The organism is Microbacterium testaceum StLB037 (assembly GCF_000202635.1).
GTDB classification, from domain to species: domain Bacteria; phylum Actinomycetota; class Actinomycetes; order Actinomycetales; family Microbacteriaceae; genus Microbacterium; species Microbacterium testaceum_F.
In genome coordinates, this window is the sequence record NC_015125.1 from 3,868,132 (window position 1) to 3,888,267 (window position 20,136).

Annotated in this window: 18 protein-coding genes; 7 read left to right on the top strand and 11 right to left on the bottom strand. The window is 69.9% G+C overall.

Annotated elements, in window-relative coordinates; all coding sequences use genetic code 11:
• The first annotated feature begins 19 nt into the window (after positions 1-19).
• Together MTES_RS17710 and MTES_RS17715 are read left to right on the top strand one after the other, a co-directional pair.
• On the top strand, positions 20-526 hold the full coding sequence (locus MTES_RS17710; RefSeq protein WP_013586655.1) for a hypothetical protein: 507 nt from the start codon (positions 20-22) through the stop codon (positions 524-526).
• An 88-nt stretch (positions 527-614) separates the two neighbouring features.
• Positions 615-1,418 carry an SDR family oxidoreductase gene (locus MTES_RS17715; RefSeq protein WP_013586656.1) on the top strand — a complete coding sequence of 268 codons (804 nt, stop codon included), beginning with the start codon at positions 615-617 and terminating at the stop codon, positions 1,416-1,418.
• 42 nt (positions 1,419-1,460) lie between these two features.
• Here the strand turns inward: MTES_RS17715 and MTES_RS17720 are convergent, their stop codons facing one another.
• Positions 1,461-3,707: a transglutaminase domain-containing protein gene (locus MTES_RS17720; protein ID WP_013586657.1), complete on the bottom strand. Its 2,247-nt coding sequence runs from the start codon at positions 3,705-3,707 to the stop codon at positions 1,461-1,463.
• Between the two features lie 428 nt (positions 3,708-4,135).
• On the opposite strand from MTES_RS17720, the gene MTES_RS17725 reads away from it, so the two are divergent.
• Positions 4,136-5,314, top strand: coding sequence for a serine/threonine-protein kinase (locus MTES_RS17725; RefSeq protein WP_013586659.1), 1,179 nt, complete (start codon positions 4,136-4,138; stop codon positions 5,312-5,314).
• A 23-nt stretch (positions 5,315-5,337) separates the two neighbouring features.
• Here MTES_RS17725 and MTES_RS17730 read toward each other — a convergent pair whose 3' ends face one another.
• Positions 5,338-5,883 (bottom strand): hypothetical protein, encoded by a 546-nt coding sequence (locus tag MTES_RS17730; protein ID WP_013586660.1) that lies wholly within the window; start codon positions 5,881-5,883, stop codon positions 5,338-5,340.
• A gap of 183 nt (positions 5,884-6,066) precedes the next feature.
• On the opposite strand from MTES_RS17730, the gene MTES_RS17735 reads away from it, so the two are divergent.
• Together MTES_RS17735 and MTES_RS17740 are read left to right on the top strand one after the other, a co-directional pair.
• Entirely contained in the window at positions 6,067-6,996 is a 930-nt protein-coding gene (locus MTES_RS17735) for an AEC family transporter (RefSeq protein WP_013586661.1), read from the top strand.
• 85 nt (positions 6,997-7,081) lie between these two features.
• Positions 7,082-7,633, top strand: a complete 552-nt coding sequence (locus MTES_RS17740) for an HdeD family acid-resistance protein (protein WP_013586662.1) — start codon at positions 7,082-7,084, stop codon at positions 7,631-7,633.
• A gap of 51 nt (positions 7,634-7,684) precedes the next feature.
• Here MTES_RS17740 and MTES_RS17745 read toward each other — a convergent pair whose 3' ends face one another.
• Together MTES_RS17745 and MTES_RS17750 are read right to left on the bottom strand one after the other, a co-directional pair.
• Positions 7,685-9,655: an alpha/beta hydrolase family protein gene (locus MTES_RS17745; RefSeq protein WP_013586663.1), complete on the bottom strand. Its 1,971-nt coding sequence runs from the start codon at positions 9,653-9,655 to the stop codon at positions 7,685-7,687.
• A 1-nt stretch (position 9,656) separates the two neighbouring features.
• On the bottom strand, positions 9,657-10,421 hold the full coding sequence (locus MTES_RS17750) for an SDR family oxidoreductase (protein ID WP_013586664.1): 765 nt from the start codon (positions 10,419-10,421) through the stop codon (positions 9,657-9,659).
• 152 nt (positions 10,422-10,573) lie between these two features.
• Between MTES_RS17750 and MTES_RS17755 the strand changes: the two genes are divergently transcribed.
• A complete protein-coding gene (locus tag MTES_RS17755; RefSeq protein ID WP_013586665.1) occupies positions 10,574-11,374 on the top strand; it encodes a glycerophosphodiester phosphodiesterase family protein in 801 nt (266 codons plus the stop codon).
• A 109-nt stretch (positions 11,375-11,483) separates the two neighbouring features.
• Positions 11,484-11,855 (top strand): RNA polymerase-binding protein RbpA, encoded by a 372-nt coding sequence (locus MTES_RS17760; RefSeq protein ID WP_013586666.1) that lies wholly within the window; start codon positions 11,484-11,486, stop codon positions 11,853-11,855.
• Between the two features lie 15 nt (positions 11,856-11,870).
• Here MTES_RS17760 and lnt read toward each other — a convergent pair whose 3' ends face one another.
• The 7 genes from lnt to MTES_RS17795 all read right to left on the bottom strand — a co-directional run bounded on the left by lnt (position 11,871) and on the right by MTES_RS17795 (position 20,136).
• A complete protein-coding gene (lnt, locus tag MTES_RS17765; RefSeq protein WP_013586667.1) occupies positions 11,871-13,436 on the bottom strand; it encodes an apolipoprotein N-acyltransferase in 1,566 nt (521 codons plus the stop codon).
• 35 nt (positions 13,437-13,471) lie between these two features.
• The gene (locus MTES_RS17770; RefSeq protein WP_013586668.1) at positions 13,472-15,955 is read right to left on the bottom strand and encodes a DEAD/DEAH box helicase; all 2,484 of its coding nucleotides are present in this window, start codon (positions 15,953-15,955) and stop codon (positions 13,472-13,474) included.
• Positions 15,952-16,710 carry a twin-arginine translocase subunit TatC gene (gene tatC, locus MTES_RS17775; RefSeq protein ID WP_013586669.1) on the bottom strand — a complete coding sequence of 253 codons (759 nt, stop codon included), beginning with the start codon at positions 16,708-16,710 and terminating at the stop codon, positions 15,952-15,954. The genes MTES_RS17770 and tatC overlap by 4 nt, the downstream gene beginning before the upstream one ends.
• 63 nt (positions 16,711-16,773) lie before the next feature.
• Positions 16,774-17,028 (bottom strand): twin-arginine translocase TatA/TatE family subunit, encoded by a 255-nt coding sequence (tatA, locus tag MTES_RS17780; protein WP_013586670.1) that lies wholly within the window; start codon positions 17,026-17,028, stop codon positions 16,774-16,776.
• Between the two features lie 91 nt (positions 17,029-17,119).
• The gene (locus MTES_RS17785) at positions 17,120-18,085 is read right to left on the bottom strand and encodes a helix-turn-helix transcriptional regulator (protein ID WP_013586671.1); all 966 of its coding nucleotides are present in this window, start codon (positions 18,083-18,085) and stop codon (positions 17,120-17,122) included.
• Positions 18,082-19,074 (bottom strand): helix-turn-helix transcriptional regulator, encoded by a 993-nt coding sequence (locus MTES_RS17790; RefSeq protein WP_013586672.1) that lies wholly within the window; start codon positions 19,072-19,074, stop codon positions 18,082-18,084. Before MTES_RS17790 ends, MTES_RS17785 begins: the two co-directional genes overlap by 4 nt.
• A 111-nt stretch (positions 19,075-19,185) precedes the next feature.
• Entirely contained in the window at positions 19,186-20,136 is a 951-nt protein-coding gene (locus tag MTES_RS17795) for an FKBP-type peptidyl-prolyl cis-trans isomerase (RefSeq protein WP_013586673.1), read from the bottom strand.

Consider the following 20,136-nt stretch of genomic DNA (forward strand, 5'->3'; position numbering starts at 1 on the left):
CCGTGCCTAGGATCGCCCGATGTCCCCCTCGAACGCGCGCCTTCTTACCTTGTCCGGCACCGCGATCGCGCTCGGCACCCTGGCGGGGTGCACGGGTGCGGATGCGGAACCGCCCTCGGCCGTTCCTCTCACTCCCTCGCCGACGGTGCCGACGACGACCGCCCCTCCGACGCCCGATCCGTGGGCCGGGTACTTCGACGACGAGGTCGCCGACGCCGAGGTGGGGGAGTACCTCTGGCAGTCATGGGGGACGTTCGGCGACAGCGGTCGTGTGGCTCCCCACCGCAGCGACAACCAGACGATCGATCCGGGCACCTACACAGTCACCCTCGAGTGCGCGGGTCCCGAGATGATGACCGGGCGCATCTCGACGTCGTCGGGGACGCCCGTGGTCGATCCTCTGTCCGTCTCGTGCATGGCCGCGACGCCCGTGCCGGTGGAGCTGTCCGAAAGGGGTCTCCTCGTCGAGCTCGACAGCGACCGTGCCCCCGGGGCGTTCCTCATCCGGGTGGCCGAGGTCGAGTAGTCGCGCGATCGATCACGCGACGGGCGCGGGTTCTCGGAACCGCCCCGATTCATAGCATCCGGACAACCGCACCCACGACAATGGCCCCATGACAACTGCACTCGTCACCGGCACCTCCAGCGGCATCGGCCTCCACACCGCGATCGGCCTCGCGCGAACGGGCGTCCAGGTCATCGCCACCGTCCGCGACACGAGTCGAGCCGATGCGCTCCGTGCGGCCGCCGCGACGGCGGGGGTCGAGCTCGACATCCGTGCCCTCGACGTCACCGACGCCGCCGGCGCGCGCGACCTCGTAACAGACGCGGGGCCGCTCGACATCCTCGTGAACAACGCGGGCCGGGGCGCCGTGGGCACCCTGGAGCAGCTCACCGACGAGGATCTCCAGGCGCAGCTCGATACGAACTACCTCTCGGTCGCCCGACTCACCCGCCTGGTCCTCCCCGGCATGCGCGAGCGGGGGAGCGGTCGCATCGTCACCGTCACGAGCGTCGGGGGAGCCGTGGGCCAGCCGTTCTCCGACGCGTACTGCGCCGCGAAGTTCGCCGTCGAGGGGCTGATGCAGTCCCTCGCCCCCGTGGTCGCCCCCTTCGGCATCGACGTGTCGATCGTCGAGCCCGGTGCCGTCGCGTCGTCGTTCACCGCCTCGGTCGAGCGGGCGGAACCGGGACCCTATGCCGCTCTCCAGCAGGCGTACCTGGACCGGGCGGCGACTTCGTTCGCGAGTGCGCAGTCGGCGGAGGATGCCGCGGAGACCGTCGTCGAGGCGGCCGTCACCGATGCGCCACGGTTCCGGTGGCAGACCTCGGAGTCCGCGCTGCGGTTCGCGGGTCTCTCCCTCGCCGACCTCAGCGGCTCGCGCGTGCTGGACGTGACCTCGCACTGGGTGCGCTGACCAGTCCCCGGGCGGCGCCGCACGCCGCCGCCCGGGCCGGCGTCACGGCGTCGCGTAGTCGGCGATCCGGTTGTCCACCATCCAGTCGTTCGACTCGGTACGGGTCGCCGAGCCGGTGAACTGCGCATCCGAGATCATCAGGTACTCCGTCGGGTCCCCGCCGTCGTTCCACGTCGGATCGACCGCGAGCCACTTCCCGTCCACCTGGACCTTGTTCCATGCGTGTCCGCCCCCGTCGAGCACGTCGCCGGTGACGACGACGGACGGGACGCCCGCGGCATCCATCAGGGCCTTGTAGGCGGCGGCGTAGCTCGCGCACACACCGGTGTTGCCGTTCTCCGACAGCAGCACGCCGCTCGGGTCCCACGCGTGCGCGAATCCGGACGGGAACCCGAGGGTCGCCTTGCCCGCCTCGAGGGCAGCCTTGTCGTAGCTCGCGGTGTCGACGAGCCACTGGTTCAGAGCGCTGGCCTTGTCCGCCGCGCTCATGTCGGACGTCGTGACCTTCGCGACGGCATCTCCCACGACGGAGGCGATCTCGCCCTGCAACCGCTTCGTCGTCTCCGCGTCGTTCGCATAGCTGACGTAGACGATGTCGCCCTTCACGGTGTACCCGCGATAGCCGAGCACATAGGGGTTCTGGTAGACCGCTTCGCCGATCGCGTCGCTGAGCTCCGGCATCCCGGCGCGATCCACATAGGCCGAGACGTCGATCGCGTCTTCGCGCGCGACGAGGTTCGCGGCGAGGTATCTCGTGAACTCATCGGTGCCGGAAACGGGGTAGTCGACATCGGGTGCCGTGGTCGACGGTGTGTACTGGCTGGGATCGCCCTGGATGGGCGCGGAGATCGTCGTGACCTGGGGGAGTCCTGTCGTGGGCAGCTCGGCCTTCACCCGCTCGTTGAAGGCGTTGATCTGCGCTTTCGCCGCGTCGACGTCCCTGACCGTGAGGTACATCGGCCATCCGAGACCGGTGCCCAGCCCGCTCAGGTGCATCCGCACGCCTTCTTTCTGCAGGGCCACGTCATCGGGGTCGATGTAGGCCGCCGTCTGGCGCGTCGCCCCGTCCACGGACGTGAAGAAGAAGCGGGTCGAGATCTTGTCGAGAGAGTCGACGATCTGCCCGTTGGGGAACTGCTGCTTCTTGAGGTAGAGCGGAATCTCCTGGGGGAGGGACGCCGCAACGGTGTTGGCATCGGTCGGCTGCATCGCCGAGAAGCCCGTCCCGTCCGTGGCGATCACACCGTACTCGTACTCGCTCGTGTCGTTGTCGAGCGCGTTCACGGCCCCGCCGTTATCTGCCTGCCCCTCGATCTCGGCGGCGCTCCACATCGCGTACGTCCGAAGGCCCTGGTTCTGCTCCTGCTCCACCGTCTCGCGCTCGCCGGAGAAGGGATCCCTGATCGGGGGAGACCACGTCGGAACCTTCGTCGAGCCGACCAGCCACACCTGCCGGCGCTCGCCGTCCCACGACGACACCGCGACGAGGTACTCCGTCGCTCCCGGCACCGGGTCCCACGACATCTGGAGAGTGCCGTTGGGATTGACGCCGTAGTTCACCTGCGGCATCGCCAGCGCCCGCGCCACCCGGAAGGGGTGCACGATCGGCTTTTCGAGCGGATTCCCGGCCTTGTCGAGTTTCTGCACGAGGTAATACGTGTCGTGCACGCCCCACGCCGAGCGGCCGCCGTTGATCTCGAACTCGCGGTCGTCGGGATTGTCGATCGTGTCCGTTTCCCAGTGGAACCGGAGATGGGAGGCGCCGAGCCCCGGCCCGATCTCCACGTCGCGGTCGTACTGGTGCGCGGTGTAGTCGGCGTGATGGGTCAGGCTGGAATCCGTGAACAGCTCGAACGCGAAAGACGTGTCGCGTTGGTCGCCGTTCTCGGCGGCCTTCGCATCGAGGTCGTAATCGGCGGGGAAGGTGAATGTCTGGTTCATATCGACGTTGTCCTGAAGCGGCGCCCACGCATAGGGCCAGTCGTCCTGCGTGGTGAGCTGAGGTCCCGTCAAGGCGGGTAGGCCCCACGCGAAGAACGCCGCCACGGCGACGACGACCGCGGAGAACCCGCCCACGAGACCGACGATGAGGCCGGTGCGGCGCTTCTTCGGCGGATTCTGGGCATCCCCGGTCGCCGCCGCGACGCCGGGCTGAGCGCCCGCCGCGTTGTCAGCGGAGACCAGGGGGTGGATGTGCTCCGTCCATCGCCCGTCGCGCCAGTAGCGCAGCTGCGTGCCCGGGCTGCCGGGATCGGGATACCAACCGTCGGGAGGCGCAGCGTCGCTCATCGTCATCCGTTTCTTCCGTCTGTACAAAGGCCCGCCGTATTGTACGAAATCGGCGTGAATGGCGATGAGGACTTGAACCGTGCGCGTCTCTCGTTCTTTCTCCTGAGCCTTTCCGATTTCGCACGGGAACGCGTCTGCGGGACGGGTACCGGCCGTCGTCCTGACGGCATCCCGCTCGAGCAGGACCCGCGGTGGGAGGAGGGCGACTCCCGTTCAAACTGACATAATGTGCATTATCGGCTTACCCGCGAAGCGCTGAGAGAGCATCCCTGTTCGCTGGGAGACCGGGCGATCACGCCAGAAGCGCCGCATTATCTCCCTCGCGCCGCGACCGCACCACCCCCGGTTTCGGTCACCCCGGCGCGCGTACGTTCCGAAGAGGGAAAGGTGCCACGCGCACGTCCCACATCGACGAACCGAAGGACCTGATGAGCCAGTCGATCGACGCCGCGATTCCGCACACCGGCGACACGCTCGGCGGCCGCTACATCCTCTCCGAACGCGTCGGCGCTGGCGGCATGGGACGCGTCTTCCGCGCACGCGACACGGTGCTCGGGCGTGACGTCGCGATCAAGCTCTTCCACACCGATCGTGCCGCGGATTCCGAGCCGTCGCGGCGCCTCGCCGAGGCACGCGTCCTGGCCGCGTTCGACCACCCGTCGCTGGTCACGCTCTACGACGCGCGTCTGGACGGCGGCGATCACATCTACCTCGTCATGGAGTTCGTCGACGGGCCCTCTCTCCAGCGCCGGATCGAGCAGGACGCGCTCGAACCCGCGTTCGTCGCCACCCTCCTCGCCGATCTCGCCCGGGGTCTCGCCGCGGTGCATGCCACCGGAGTCGTCCACCGCGACGTCAAGCCGTCGAACGTGCTCCTCCGCCCCACGCGACACTCCCCGTACGGCTTCGAGGCGGTGCTCGCCGACTTCGGCGTCGCCCACCTCGTCGACGCCGCCCGCCTGACCACCCCGGGGACCGTGATCGGAACGGCCGCGTACCTCGCACCCGAGCAGGTCCGCGGCGAGGCTCCTCGTCCCGCCTCCGACATCTACGCGCTCGGCCTCCTGACCATCGAGGCGCTGACGCGCTTGCATCCCTACGGTGGCGGCACGCTGCAGGAGACGGTCTTGGCGCGCCTCTCGCGTACCCCGTCGATCCCCGCTTCCCTCGGGCGCGAATGGTCGTCGCTTCTCGTCGCGATGACCTCCTTCGACCCGTCCGACCGCCCCGACGCGTCCGTCGTCGCGGAACGGGCGACGGCGCTGGCCCACGTCGCACAGACGGAGATCCCGGATGCCGCTGACCTCGACGTCCTCGACCTCCTCGGCCTCGAGACGGCTCCCTGGAGCCTGCTCCCCGACGCCGAGAACGTCCCCGAGGACGCACCCCCGACCCGCGTCGCGCGGAAGCGCTCCGTGCCCCGCAGACGGCCCGCGATCCGGGCATCCTGGCTGGGTGCCGCCGCCCTCGCCGTCGCACTCATCATCGGAGGGCACGTCGTGGCCCTTTCCGTCTTCGCGCCCCGTCAGCAGGTGACCGAGATCGCTCCGTCCCCCGCGCACAGCGCGCCGGCCGCACAGCAGGTCGCGGTCTCCGGCTCGCGCTGACGCGCCGGAGACCGCGACCTCGCTCAGCGCATGACGAGCGTCTGCGTGCGCAGGCCCAGCTTCTGCGCGGAGTTCATCGCCGCGCCGTCGGCGACCATCGCCCAGTTCTCCCCGAGCAGGTAGCTCGTGACCTCGCCGCCCTTGACGACAGTCTGGGCGTCGAACCACTTCTGCGCCTCGTCGGCGGTCGCGAACACCGCGATCGTCTGGGTTCGACCGGACACCCCGGCACAGTCGACGGAAGAGGTGGCGATCGACAGGCCGGAGTCCGTCGGGTTGGCGCACGTGCCGCCCGCCGCGACGAACGCGTCGGCGACCGCCTGTGCCGTGTCGAAGCTCGAGGCGTTCGCGTCGTCGATGTCCCCGGCGTAATCGTCGAGATCCTCGTCGATGTCGTCGTCGGAGTCGCCGTCATCCGTCTTCGCGCTCGACGACGGTGCGGCCTTCGCCGTGTCGTCCCCCGTCGTCGGTGCCGGGCTCGAGCAGCCTGTCAGGCCGAACGCGGCCGCGGCCACGATGATCGATGCACCCAGCGCCCAGGGCGCCCTCTTCTCCCGCAACATGCGCACGTGTTTTCCTCTCGGTGGTGAACGAGCCGCGGATTCTCCCCGATTCGCGGCCGTGAGCCGATGCTATCGGCGGCGCGACCATGCTCCCGGCGGCCCCCGTGTAACGATTCGATCGCGCGACGAGCGCACTATTCTCGGAGGGATGCCTTCCCTCGCCCCCGCGCCCTCTCCCCTGTTCCGCGCGTGACCGGTGTCCTGACCGGCTTCGCGGTCGTCGGGCTCGCGGTCGTCGTCGGCTACGTGATCGCCCGTATCGACCTGCTCGGTCCGCACGCGCGGCACGTCCTCAGTCGCCTGACGTTCTTCGTCCTGTCCCCGTTCCTGCTGTTCACCGTGCTGGCGACGGCCGACGTCGCCACCCTGTTCTCGGCGCTCCTGCCCGTGTCGATGATCACCGCGGCCGTCATCATCGGCGTCTACGCCCTCGTCTCGGCCGTCATCCTGAAACGTCGCGTCGGCGAGACGGTGATCGGTGCGCTGTCGGCGGGTCAGGTGAACAGCAACAACATCGGCATCCCGATCTCGCTCTACATGCTGGGCAATGCGGCGTACTCCGCCCCCGTCATCCTCTTCCAGTTGCTGGTGCTCATGCCCATCGCGCTGTCGGTCCTGGATGCCGCGACCTCGGGCTCGCGTTCGCCCTGGCGCATCCTCCGGCAGACGGCGAAGAACCCGATGCTCATCGGCTCGGCGCTCGGCGTCCTCGTCGCGGTGCTCGGAATCGACCTCCCGCCGATCGTGTTCGACCCGCTGCACCTCATCGCCGGCGCGTGCGTCCCGGTGCTGCTGATGTCGTACGGCATGTCCCTCTACGGACAGCGCGTGCTCACCGAGCCGGGCCGCCGCCTCGACGTGATCATCGCCTCCGCACTGAAGCTCGTGGCGATGCCCGCTCTCGCCTGGCTGATCGCCACGTGGTTCGGGCTGCCCGCCGAGCAGGTGTTCATCGTCGTCGTCCTCGCCGCGCTCCCGACCGCGCAGAACGTCTTCAACTTCGCCCAGCGCTACGGTGTGGGCGAGATCCTCTCCCGGGACGTCGTGTTCATCTCGACGATCGGATGCCTCCCCGTGCTGTTCACGGTCGCGCTGCTGCTGGACCACTCCCCCGCGTGACCGACCGCGACGCCACGTTGGCGTGAGTCTCACCCTCGGGTCTAAGGTGAGCACTGTTCTCAGCTTTCACTCAGAAAGGCTCGCCATGTCGCCCTCGTCCACGACCAGCCCCGCCGTTGGAGCCGTTCGCACCGCACTCGGCATCAGCGGCGCGCTGTCACTCGTCATCGGTCTGCTGATCCTCATCTGGCCGGGCCGCACCGCCGAGATCGCCGTCGGCATCATCTCGGTCTACGTCATCATCGCGGGTCTCGTGAACATCGCGATCGGCCTGTTCTGGCGCTCCGGCTGGACACGCATCGGCTACATCGCCCTCGGCGTCCTCTTCATCGTCGCCGGCGTCTTCTCGTTCGCCAACCTCTCGGCCACGACGGCCTGGTTCGGCGTGTTCATCGGCACGCTCGTCGGCATCCTCTGGATCATCGAGGGCGTCGTGTCGCTCACCACCGTCGGCCACGGATCGAAGGCGCGGGCGTGGACGATCTTCTTCGCGATCGTGAGCATCCTCGCCGGCGTCGTGCTGCTGTTCTCGCCGCTCCTCGGCGCGGTCACCCTCTTCCTGCTCATCGGCATCTCGCTCGTGATCCTCGGCGTCTTCCAGATCGTCCGGGCGATCCAGTTCGGCAAGGCCGCGTAAGCGGACACGAGAAAGGGACCGGATGCCATGGCATCCGGTCCCTTTCTCGTGTCACGCCGTGGGCAGGTACCTGCTCCACCAGTCGAGCACCGCGTCGAAGCGCTGCACCCGGTGCTGAGGGCGCCCGCCGCGCGTGAGCTCGTGGTCTTCGCCGGGGAAGATGAGCATCTCCGCCTCGGTCCCCTGCTGCTTCAGCGCCGCGTAATACCGCGTCGCCTGCTCGAGCGGGCAGCGGAAGTCGAGCTCCGAGTGCAGGACGAGCGTCGGCGTCGTCACCCGATCGACCACCGCCATCGGGCTCTGCGCCGCGATCTGTGCGGGGTCGGTGCCGACGTACTCCTGCCCGAAGAAGGAGCCGATGTCGCTCGAGCCCGGGAAGGCGGTGGGGTCGAGGAACCCGCGCTCCACGATCGCGCCGGCGAAGCGGTGGTCGTGGGCGATGACCCACGCCGTCATGTAGCCGCCGTACGAGCCGCCCATCACGCCGACCCGGTCGCCGTCGAGGCGCGGGTCGGCGGAGACGACACCGTCGAAGAAGTCCAGGACGTCGAAGAAGTCGAGCGTCCCCATCCGCTGGCGGATCGACCGGCCGTGCTCGCGGCCGTACCCGGCGCTCCCGCGCGGGTTGCTGTAGACCACGGCGTAGCCGGCGTCGACGAGCACCTGCGTCTCGTCGAAGACGTGCACCCCGTACGAGGCGTACGGCCCGCCGTGGATCTGCAGGATGACCGGGAACGGCCCCTCCCCCTCGGGCGTGGCGACCCAACCGTGCACGGGGTAGCCGTCGCGGCCGGTGATCTCGTGCTCGACCGGGATGACGACTCCGCGCTCGCGCACCGCGGCACCGAAGTCGGTGAGAGCGCGGACCTCGCGACCCTCCACGAGCGTGAGCTCCCCGAACGATTCGGGCGAGGCGACGGATGCCACGACCCGGCCGTTCGCGACGGCGTGGCCGTTCACCTCAAGGTCGCCCCCGAGCACCTCGGCCACCTCTCCCCCGCGCGTGACGCGCAGCAGGCGCAGGCGTCCGCGGGTGCGGTCCTGGACGAGCACGTCGTCGCCGTCGAACGAGAGGTGACTGCCGACCTCGCCGAGGTCGATCGTCTCGGCGTCGGTGAGGCGGCGCGGGCCGTCGGCCTCGAGCGCGAACAGCGCGACGCCGGGGGCCACGAAGTCGACTCCCTCCGGCCCGACGTCGTTCGCGAGCGCGAACACCGCGCCGTCGGGGGCGACAGCGACCTCCGAGATCGACAGGTCCGCCGCGGTTCCGAGCACCTCGCGCTCGGCGCCGCCCTCGACCGCGATCGCGACGATCCGGTCGCGCAGGTCGCGGCGATCGGTCTCGATGACGTCGGGCACGCTGAGCAGCTCGGCGCCGTCGCGCGTCCACACGACGCCGTTCCAGCTGGTGTCGCCCTCGGTGAGCCGCGTGGCGTCGCTCGCGACCACGCGCTTGTCGGGAGCGTCGATCGCCGGGGCGGGCGCGTAGAACGGCTCCGCCTCCATCGAGGGCACGTCCACGACGAAGAGGTGGGTCGGTCGGTCGAGATAGCCGAGCCCGTTCGCGTGCCAGCGGATGCCGGTGATCCGACGCGGCGGTTCGGCCGCGGCATCCCGTCCCTCGACCGTGCCGTAGCGGCCGGGCTCGGGCACACGCGCCGAGAAGGCGAGGCGCGCACCATCGGGCGACCACGCGAGGTCGGTGACGCCCCCGTGCTGCTCGGTGACCTGGACGGGCTCTCCCCCGGTCGCCGAGACGACGAAGACCTGCGCGCGGCCGCGCTCGTCGGCGCGGAGGAACGCGATCGTGCTGTCGTCGGGCGAGAGCCGCGGAGAACGGTCGACGACGCCGCGCGTCAGGCGACGCGGGGTTCCGTCGGGCAGGTCGACGCGCCACAGCTGGCCGACTCCGCGGTCGGCGGCGAGATCGGGACGCGAGGTGGCGAAGACGGCGAAGCCGCCGTCGGACGAGAGGACCGGGCGACCGACGGAGATCAGCGCCTCGATGTCGACGGGGCGCACCTCACTCGCCTCCGAACGAGCCCGTGTCTCCGACGAGGCGGGTGTTGTCGGCCGGCACCGGGTCGACGGCCGCGCGAGCGACCTCGGCGGCGAACTCGGACACGTTGTAGAGCTTGCCGGCGTCCTCGCGACGGGCCGAGATGGCACCGGGGTTCGCGCGCTCGAGCAGCGTCGCCGTGATGGTGCCCTCGATCATGTCGCCGGAGACGACGGTGAAGCCGATGCCGCGCTCCTCGAGAGCGGGTATCTTCTCGCGCAGGGCGTCCTCGCCGGCGCGCTTCGAGAGCGCGACCGGCTCGTACTCCGGCATGGTCGGGGTCGTGCGGATGAAATGCGCCTGGTGGCTCGTGACGAACACGACACGCGCGTCGTCCTTGAGCAGCGGCAGCGCCGTCTCGAGCACGTTGACCTGTGCGTCGCGGTTGAGCTGCAGCGCGTAGTCCTCGGCCATGCCCGACTCCATGCCGCCCGAGGCGTTGAGCACGAGGACGTCGAGACCGCCGAAGGTGCGCTCGACCTCGTCGAACATCGCCTTCACCGATTCGGGATCGGTGAGGTCGGCGCCCACGACGAGGGCCTCGACGCCGAGTTCGCGCAGCTGCGACGCGAGCTTCTCGGCGCGGGGCGCCTTGTTGCGGAAGTTGATGACGACGTTCGCGCCGGCCTCGGCGAAGTAACGGACGGTGTCGGCGCCGATGCCGCGGGACGAGCCGGTGACGAGGGCGGTCTTGCCGCTCAGGGAGCCGGACGGAAGGGTCTGGGACACGGATTCTCCTGACGATTCGTGATCGAGCCGCGCGCCGTCGGGGGCACAGGCGACCTTCCCACCCTACCGAGCCGCACCGGCTCCGCTCCGGGGTGTCGGCGCGTCACGAGCGTGTCGGATCACCGTGCTACGTTCGCCGCGGAGGCCCCGACATGATTCGCTCGATCGCGCCGCGTCATCCGTACTTCGCCGCCGGCGATCCCCCTCGGGTGCTCGCGCACCGCGGTCTCGTCACCGCGGATGCCGCAGCGCTGGGAATCGTCGAGAACTCTTTCGCGGCGGTGGCCGAGGCCCACGCCGCCGGCCTCGTCTACGTCGAATCGGACTGCCATCTCACCGCTGACGGCGTCGTCGTGCTGTTCCACGACGACGATCTGGACCGGGTGACCGGCGACCCGCGCCGGATCGCCGACGTCCGCCTGCACGAGCTCGAAGAGGTGATGGCCGACCGGGGCGGGCTGATCACGCTCGAACAGGCCCTCGAGGCTTTCCCCGAGACGCACTTCAACCTCGATGTGAAGGCCGAGGCGGCCGCCGAGCCCGTCGGTCGCCTCGTCGCCCCGCACGCGGATCGCGTGCTCCTGACGAGCTTCTCGGACGATCGGCGTCACCGCGCCCTCGCCGCCGCGGCCAGCGTGGGTGGCGCTCTCGCGCCCGCGACCTCCCCCGGGTCGGCGACCGTCGCCCGTGTGGTGGCCGCGGTGGCGACGGGCATCGGTCCCCTCGTTCGTCGTGCCCTGCGCGGGATCGATGCTCTTCAGATTCCCGAGCGACAGGGGCGCATCCGCGTGGTGTCCCCTCGATTGATCGACGCCGCCCACGCGTCGGGCGTGGAGGTGCACGTCTGGACCGTCAACGACGAGGCCGACATGTCGCGTCTCCTGGATGCCGGTGTGGACGGGCTCGTGACCGACCGCGGCGACGCCGCGCGGGCGCTCGTGAACAGCCGCTGAACGGGAGGTGTGCTGAGCATCGCCTGTGAGTTCTGCCAGGACGCGCTCATTTCGAATAAAGCGCACAGGTGCGGTCGTTATACATGGGGACCGACGAGAGGACCACACAATGGCAGATCGCAGTCTTCGAGGCATCCGACTCGGCGCACAGAGCCTTCAGAGCGAAGACGGGGTCGTGTTCCACGACCGCGCGCAGCACACCTACGCTTGCAGCACCTGCGGGCGCGAAACAGTCCTGACCTTCGCGGCCGACGCCGAGGTTCCGCCCTCCTGGGAATGCCGCACCTGTGGTGCTGAGGCGCTCCTGCGGATCGGCGAGGGAACCGCGACCGTCGACCACAGCGACGACAAGGCTCCGCGCACGCACTGGGACATGCTCCTGGAGCGCCGCACGATCCCCGAGCTCGAGGAGCTGCTCGAAGAGCGCCTCGCCTTCGTCCGCGCGCGTCGCGGAGCGGGAGATCAGAAGATCAGCGCCTGACGCTGACCACCGAGTTCAGACGTCGGTCCCTTCGGGGATCGGCGTCTTTCTCGTTCGCCGGGTCCGCAGGCCGACCAGGGCGCCGACGATCACCAGCGCGAGGAGGGAACCTCCGCCCAGCATGATCTTGACCGCGGGACCGATCACGACGGCCGGGGTGAGGCCCGTCCGAAGCGGCACGTCGGTGAGCATGTGGCCGGCGACGTCGACCGACAGCTCATCGAGGGTGGATCCATCGGGTGCGATGACCTGGCTCGTGCCGACGGTCGAGATGTTCACCACGGAGCGGCCGGTCTCGATGGCGCGCATCCGGGCGAAGGCCAGCTGCTGCAGGTTCTCGTCGGTTCCCCGGAAGTCCGCGTTGTTCGTCTGGAACATGTAGGTCTCGGCACCGTCGGACGCACCGTCCCACACGACGTCGTCGTAGATCACGTCGAAGCAGATCGCGAGCCCCACACCGATGCCGTTGAGGTCGATGAGAGGCCGCGCGGTGCCCGGGGTGTACTCCCGGCCGATCAGCCCGATGAGGTCGGGGGCGAAGGGCTCCCAGAACGCCCGGTCCGGGACGTACTCACCGAACGGCACCGGATGCCGCTTGTCGTAGGTCTGCTCGGGCCCGCCGTCGGCCGTCCACAACAGCGAAGAGTTGAACAGCTCGGACCCTCTCTCCGTCACCGCGGACACGATCAGCGGCGCGTCGACCCGGCGCGAGAGCTCGTCGAGAACCCCGGCGGTCTGCGCCGACGTCGTGGGGTCGGAGTCGACACCGCCTTCGGGCCAGAGCAGGACGTCCATGTCCTGGCCGAAGAGCGGAGCGGATGCCGCGAGCTGCGCGTTCAGCACAGCGCCCCGCGCGCGCTGGTCGAAGTAGCCCGCGGGCCCGTTCCCCTGGACGGCGCCGACGCGCATCGACCCGGCCGCCGTCGTGGGGAACTGCGGCAGCGCGAGGAGGACCACGAGCAGGACGGCCGCGGGGACGGCGCGCCGCAGATCGCGGAACCGCCCGGCGCGGACGAGTTCGATCGCCATCGCGCACAGCGCCACCACGAGGAACGTCAGCCCCGACATCCCGACCCACGACGCGACCTCCGCGAAGGGGCCGTTCACCTGGGAGACGCCGATGCGCCCCCACGGGAATCCCCCGTACGGCCACGACCCGACGACCTGCTCGCGCAGGGTCCAGAGGCCGGCGACGAGAGCGGGCAGCACGAGGAGACGGCTCATCAGCCCCGGTGCGACCCGGGGCAACCAGCGGTAGGCGAGGGCGATCGGCACGGCGAAGACCGCGGTCAGCAGCGCCTCCAGCGTCGACAGCGCGATCCACGGGATGGGCCCGAGGTAGCGCGCGGTGAAGAGGAGGTTCACGGAGAAGAACGTCGCCCCGAAGAGCAGGCCCACCAGCGCCGCCGACCAGACGCGACGCCCCGCGAGGGCGACGAGGGCCAGGGCCACGGCGGGGAACGCCATCGGCCACCACGCGAGGGCGGGGTATGCCGTGACGAGCAGGAGACCCGCGGCGGCCGACAGGGGCGCGGCGACCGCCAGAGGAACGATCGGTCGCGGCGGGACGGCGAGGGGCACCCCTTCAGCCTAAATCGCGGCGGCGGGACCCGCGCTCACGCGGACGTGTACGCGACGATCCCGCGACGCACCGCGTCGAGCGCCGTGCGGGCGGTCTTGGCGAGCTTCGGCTCGGCAACGAGCGAGATCTGGTCGAGGAGGTCGATGGTCTGCTTGGCCCAGCGGACGAAGTCCCCCGCGGCCATATCGGCGAGCGTCAGCACGCTGTCGAGCGGGAGCCCCTTCGCCCACGCGTGCATCGCCGGCGCCAAGCCGGAGGCGGGCGACTCCGACCCCGGCAGACGGTGGTCGCGTTCGAGGTCGTCCAGCTCCTGCCACAGCGTCTGCGTGGCATCCAGGGCTCCGCGGAAGGCTCCCCGAGGCAGTCCCCGCTCCCCCGGTCCCGCCTCGTCGCGTCGCGGCTCGTAGACGAGGCAGCACGCCAACGCCGCCAGGGAGGGAGCGTCGAGGTCGTCCCACAGGCGCTGCCGCAACGATTCCGCGACGAGCAGGTCGCGCTCGCCGTAGATGCGTCGCATCGTCCGTCCCGCCGGGGTGAGGACCGTCCCGCCGTCCTCGTCGATCGCCACGTACTCGAGCGTCGCGAGGACCTCGACCACCCGGTCGAAGACGCGCGCGACCGTCCCGGTGCGCTGGTCGATCTGCTGGCGGATCCTGTCGGTGCTGCGCTTGAGCTTCCAGTAGCGCTCGGCCCATCGCGCGTGCGCCTCGCGATCCGGGCACGAGTGGCAGGGATGCCGCTGCATCCGTCGTCGGAGGGACTGGATCTGCTGCTGCCGCTCGTCGCGCAGTCGCCGGGGGGCCGTGGCATCCCGTCGATTGATCTTCTCGAGGTCGCTGAGCTCGCGGCGGATCGTCGAGTACTCGCGGAAGTCTCCGCGGTCGCACGTCATCGCCGTCTCGTAGCCGGAGAGCGACTCCTCGGCTTCTTTCACCTGGCGCGCGAGTCCGACGACCGAGCGGTCGGCCTGGAACTGTGCGAACGAGGACTCGAGGATCTCTCGCGCCCGCGATCGCCCGAACTGATCGATCAGGTTGACCGCCATGTTGTACGTCGGCCGGAAGCTCGAGTTGAGCGGGTACGTACGCCTCGAGGCGAGGGATGCCACGGACTGCGGCTCGAGGCCCTCCGTCCACTGCACGACCGCGTGGCCCTCGACGTCGATGCCGCGTCGGCCCGCACGCCCGGTGAGCTGCGTGTACTCCCCCGACGTGATCGCGACGCGGGCCTCGCCGTTGAACTTCTCGAGCTTCTCGAGGACGACCGTCCGCGCGGGCATGTTGATGCCGAGCGCGAGCGTCTCGGTGGCGAAGACGACCTTGACGAGCTTGCGACGGAACAGCTCCTCGACGACCTCTTTGAACGCCGGGAGGAGCCCCGCGTGGTGCGAGGCGATGCCGCGCTCGAGGTTCTCGCGCCATTCCCAGAAGTGGAGGACCGCCAGGTCCTCGTCTTTGAGGGTGAACGTCAACTCGTCGACGATGTGGCGGATCGCGACGCGCTCGTCGGCCGAGGTGAGCCGGACGTTCGCGCGGCGCAGCTGCTGCACGGCCGCGTCGCAGCCCGCGCGGCTGAAGATGAAGAAGATCGCCGGGAGCAGGTGGTTTCGCTGCAGTAGCTCGACCACCTCGGGTCGATCGATGCGCTCGATGCGCGGCCCCTGCGAGGCGCGCACCGGCTTGTGACCGCCCCGACGCTGGTGCGCGTGGCGCGGGCCGCCCGCGTGACGCTGGGAGCGGTACTCCTGGGCGCGACGGTTGTTCTCGTATCCCCCGGCGTTGCCGCCGCGGATCCGCAGGAGCTCCTGATTGACCTGCGCCGTCGCCACGCCCGCGCGGTCGTCGAAGAGGGGCAAGAGGTCGCCGCGCACGAGCACGTGCTGCTCGAGCGGCACGGGCCGCGTCTCCGAGACGATGACCTCCGTGTCGCCGCGGACGGTGTCGAGCCAGTCGCCGAACTCCTCGGCGTTCGACACGGTGGCCGACAGCGAGACGAGCTTGACCGACCGCGGGAGGTGGATGATCACTTCTTCCCACACCGCTCCGCGGAAGCGGTCGGCGAGGTAGTGCACCTCGTCCATGACGACGAACCGGAGACCGCGCAACGCCGGGGAGTCGGCGTAGAGCATGTTGCGCAGGACCTCGGTCGTCATGACGACGATGCGCGCCGAGGCGTTGATGTTCGTGTCGCCCGTGAGCAGGCCGACCTCGTCGTCGCCGTAGACCTCTTGCAGCTCGTGGAACTTCTGGTTGGACAGCGCCTTGATCGGCGTCGTGTAGAAGGCCTTGTCGCCGGGCTCGAGCATCGCGAGGTGGATCGCGAACTCCCCGACGATCGTCTTGCCCGCGCCGGTGGGAGCCGCGACCAGCACGCTGCGCCCGTCCTCGAGGGCGTGGCATCCGGCGATCTGGAAGTCGTCGAGCTCGAAGCTCTGCGCGTCCGCGAAGTCGGCCGTGTGCGGGTGCGTGGAACGGGCCGAGGCCCGCGCGAAGCGATCAGCCGGGCTGAGCCCGCTCACGCCCTCGGTCCCAAAAGGCCCTCAGCGGCCATCCGGCGAGCCTTGCGGCGATCGAAGAGCATCGACACCCCGGCCGCGGCGAAGAACAGCACGACCAGGATGCCGGCCAGCATCAGCATGCTGACGATGTCCGCCGCAGGGGTGGCCAGGGCGGCGAAGAGCGTGGCGATGAGGACGGCGACGCGCCACCCCTTGAGGATCGCTTTCCCGCTCATGACCCCCGCGACGTTCAACGCCACGAGGAAGACGGGCAGCACGAACGCGACACCGATGACGAGCATCAGCTTGAAGACGAAGTCGTAGTAGTCGGCGGCGTTGTAGAGGTTGGCCGCCCCCGTCGGCGTGAAGCTCCACATCAGCTGGATCACGTGCGGGACGATCAAGACGCCCACGTAGCAGCCGCCGAAGAGCAACGGGACGGCGGAAGCGACGAAACCGATCGTGTAGCGGATCTCTTTCCGCGTGAGGCCGGGCATGATGAACGCCCAGATCTGCCAGAGCCAGATCGGCGCCGACAGGAAGATGCCGATGGTGAACGCGATCCGCATGCGCAGATCGAACGCCGACGTGACCGCCGTGAAGTTGATGGCCGAGAGGTTGTCGCCGCGCTGGGCGGCGATCTCACGCACGGGCACGGTGATCCACTCGATCACCGGCGAGGTGATCGCGAACGCGACGATCATCCCGACGATCAGCGCCGCGGCGGCGATCATCAGACGCTTGCGCAGCTCGATGAGATGAGCGCCGATCGACATGCGCTTGTCTCGCCGCGGTCCTTCCGGCATGTCGATCCGCGGGGGTCCTGCCGTGGTCACGCCTTAAACAGAAGTGTCGTTCGGCTTGCGCTGCTCCGGAGCGGCTGCCGTGGCGGTGCCGACCTCGGTGGCGCGCGGAACGTCTGTCGCTTCGGCGGAGACCTCGTCGTCGCGCTTCATCTCTTTCATCTCGTTCTTGAAGACACGAGCGGACTGACCCACGCTCTTCGCCAGCGCCGGAAGCTTCGTCGCGCCGAACAGAAGGAGGATGACCGCGAGAACGATCAGCAGGTGTACTCCGGTGATTCCCTGGAACATGATGACTCCTCGTCAGCCTCGGGGGTGATCGCCAGTCTAACCCGAGGACATGCACGGAAGCCCGGATCAGGGGCGCAGTTCACCCTGTTCTTCAGCCGGCGTATTGCGCGAGACCGGCGGCCGCCCAGGCCGCGGCCGCCCGTCGCGCCCCCTCCGGCTGGAGCAGTTCGACGTCGCCGCCCCGCCGTGCCGCGAGTCGCTTGAGACTCTGCTCATCGGCGAGGCGGAGCGACGCGATGGAGGCGTCGCCGTCGTCGACGATGTCGGCGCGCTCGAGGTAGTCGGCGAGCAGCGGCGCCACCTCGCGGGGGAACCGGAAGCGGGCGACGACGTCGTCATCGGCCGGCGCGAAGAGCTCGGGGACCGGATCGGCGCCGTGTTCGGCGGGGATGTCGGTCAGCTCGGGATCGCTCACGCGGTCCAGGTGGAAGGTGCGGACGGCTTGCCGCGTGTGACACCACCCCTGGAGATACCACTGGTCGTTGGCGATGTGGACCTTGATCGGGTCGACCGTCCGCAGCGTGGGCCCGGCGCCCGGGGCGCGGTAGGTGAAGCTGACGGCGACCCGGGCGCGGAGCGCCCGATCCACGACCTCGCGCACCCCGTCGACCGGTCCCGGTGCGACGATGACCGCGGGCGGCGCGGAGGAGGCCCCGCGTGCGAGCTTCGCGAGCAGTCCCGTGACGAGCTCGTTGTCGGCGACACCGGGCAGGGTGCGCGCAAGCTGGAGTCCAGCCAGGAGGGCCGCCGCCTCGCGCGCGGTGAGACGCGGGGATCGCTCGAGCCCGACGGTGTTGGTCATCGCGATGATGTCTTCGCGCTCGAGCAGATCCCAGTCGATGTCGAACAGCTCGTTCGGCAGCTGCCAGTAGCCGCGTTCGCCCGGAAGGCCGATCACCGTCAACCGCTCGACCATCGCGCGCATCTGGGCGGGCGTGACGTCGAACTCGTTCGCGGCCTCGGTGACCGAGACCTCGCCCTTGCCGATGAGGTACGGCACGAGCTGCAGGAGCAGAGCGGCGCGATCCAGCGCCTGAAGGGGACGTTCGAGACTCACGCGGCACCCCCGTGGAGGACGAGGGTGGCCTCGAGTCGGCGGATCACTTCGTCGCGCAGGCTCGACGGTTCGACCACGCGGACCTCGGGCCCGTACGACGCCAGCTCATCCGCGAACACGTGTAGATCGACGTAGGGCACGACGACCCCCTGGGGCGCGGGCAGGGCCCGGCGTGCGAGCCGGAGGGACGCCTCAGTCCCCGGGTGCACCTCGAGAAGAGCTCGCTGGCGGTCGGCCACCTCTGCCAGCCCGGCGAGAGCGCGCTCTCCGGCTCCGACGCGGAGCGCCGACGGGAACTTCTCCCGCGTCAGGGTCACGTCGCCCACGACCCGGGGCAGGAGAAACGTGCGATCGGCATCCATCGTCAGATCGAAACCGAAGACGTGCCAGCGCGCCTCGTATTCGACGAGGGCCAGGGGCCGGATCCGTCGCTCGCGCGGGCGCGGCTCTCCCGGGCGCAGGTAGGAGAACGTCACCACGCGGCACTCCTCGATCGCCCTCTGGAAAGCCGGGAACGATGCGTCACGGACCCGGATGCGGGGGGCGTAGCCAATGATCGGCTCGTCGACGGGAATCCCCAGGGCGCGGATCTTGCGAAGCCCGCTCCGCGCGTCCGCGGAGAGCGACTCCGTCCCCCACACGTCGCCGGCGATGTTGAGCAGGGCGATCTCCGCCGGGCTGAAGGAGATGTCCTCCGGCAGCGCGTACTCCGCGGTGGGGACGCGGTAACGGGCTTCGCGCAGGTCGTCGGGATCGGCCCGCTCACCGATCGTCTCGATCGGGATGCCGAGACCGCGAAGGTTCTCTTTGTCGCGCTCGAACATCTTCTCGAGCGCGTCCTTCGACGCCCCCGCCTCGAGTTGCTCGCGATACCCCGCGACCGACGAGAGAATCGTCTCCTTCGTCAGCCCCTGCTCCGTCGCCATGAGGGCGACCACGAGGTTGACCAGTCGCTCCTCGGGAGCGCTTCTGGAGGTGGTGGCGGGCACCCGCCCATCCTAGGCGCGGCGGAGGCGCCGGTCCCTCCCCGCGGAGCGACCGGGCGTCGTCACGGGGCGACGGCAGGCGATCGGGCCCGCCCACAGGCCCCCGACGTCAGGTCAGCCGACCGTGCCGAGAATGTCGACGACGTAGACGAGGGCCTTGTCGGCCGGCGCGCGCAGCGCCTGCTGGTCGGCCGAGGTCTGGTCTGCGGGAACCACGACGAGGACCTGCGATCCCACCGTCTGACCCTCGAGCGCCGAGGCCAGGGAGGGCGGCAGCTGAGACGCGGTCGCCTGACCGGGAGCGCCGGTCTCCCACGTGGAGAAGAAGGTGGTCTTGGCGCCCCACGCGACACCGACGAGGTGGATCATGGCGCTGGAGTTCGCCGTCAGCACCTCGCCGTCGCCCTTCTTGAGCGTCTCGGTGCGCACGTCGGTCGGCGCATCGTTCTGCGGGAAGGAGACACCGGGCTGGCCGCTGGGGGCGCGCACCACCGACGGCATGCCGGTTCCGGTGTTGAACTGCTCGACGCCGTCGGCGGCGGGCAGGAACACCTTGCGCACATCGAAGACGAACACCGCCGGTGCGCCCGCGGTGAGCCCGAAGCCCTGCGCCTGCTCGGCGGGGATCTTGTCGCTCGGAACGGCGACGGCGACACGCGACCCCTCGGCCGCGCACTGCAGGAGCTCCCCCACGCCCGGGACGCTCTTCTCGAGCGCGAGCAGGGTGAGCGGCCGCGAGAAGTCGGCCGCATACGGGGTGGCGATCGCCGTCTCACCCGTGGCGGCGTTGAGCACCGTCACGTCGAGGAACGCCTGCTGGCCCTCCTCGGTCAGTTTCTCGCCCTCGCCCTGGACGAGCGTGTCGACAGCCGTCTGGGTCGGCAGGTACGGGCTGCGCAGGTTCACGGTGGGCGCGGTGCCGACGTCGCCGGTCGCCGAGATCGCCGCGGACAGCGCGGGATCCGCCGTCGGGGTGGGGCATGAGGCTCCGGCGGAGGCGGAGCAACCGACGAGACCGAATCCGGCGAGGGCGGTCACGGCGACGAAGGCGGGAAGTCTGCGCAC